The organism is Hymenobacter terrenus (assembly GCF_000972495.1).
GTDB classification, from domain to species: Bacteria; Bacteroidota; Bacteroidia; order Cytophagales; family Hymenobacteraceae; genus Hymenobacter; species Hymenobacter terrenus.
Window position 1 is genome coordinate 1 of the sequence record NZ_LATM01000137.1, and the last position, 603, is coordinate 603.

General features: G+C 61.2%; 1 protein-coding gene. It reads right to left on the reverse strand.

What is annotated here, in order from left to right; translation table 11 throughout:
- Nucleotides 1-603: DDE-type integrase/transposase/recombinase (locus tag WX88_RS30640; RefSeq protein ID WP_156176506.1), on the reverse strand; the 603-nt coding region annotated here is incomplete at both ends.

A 603-nucleotide genomic window follows, 5' to 3' on the forward strand; every position in this document is an offset into this window, starting at 1 on the left:
GGGGGGGTGCCGGGGCGGGAGAAGTCGAGGGTGACGTGCTGGTCGTCGGCCCAGCGGTCCAGTGCCTTACTGATAAACGCGCTGCCATTGTCCACTTGGATGCGCTCAGGCACCAGGCCCAGTTCCTGGTGCAAACGCGCCATCACGGCCACCACCTCCTCGCCTTTGAGCGACTGCCCCACGTGAATGGCCAGGCACTGGCGACTAAAATTATCGACTATCGTTAAGGCCCGGATTTTGCGGCCGTCGAAGAGATTATCGGCCACGAAATCCATGCTCCAGCATTGGTGCGGACGACTCATCGAGAGCCGCTCCAGCCGGTGTGCAGCCGCTCGATTACGCTTGGGGCGCTTACTCCGTAAGTTTAAGCCTTCCAGGCAGTAGAGTCGGTGTACCCGCTTATGGTTGTCCGGCCAGCCTTCGCGGCGCAAGAGCGTATGCAGGCGCTGGCAACCATAGCGGACACGCACCTGCGCTAGTTCGCGCAAGCGCTGGCGTAGCACGGTGTCATCCCGACCACGCGCTTTGTAAGACCAACTGGCACGCTGCAAGCCAATGACCCGGCAGGCCCGACGAGCAGAAATGCGGTAAGCGTCAATTAAG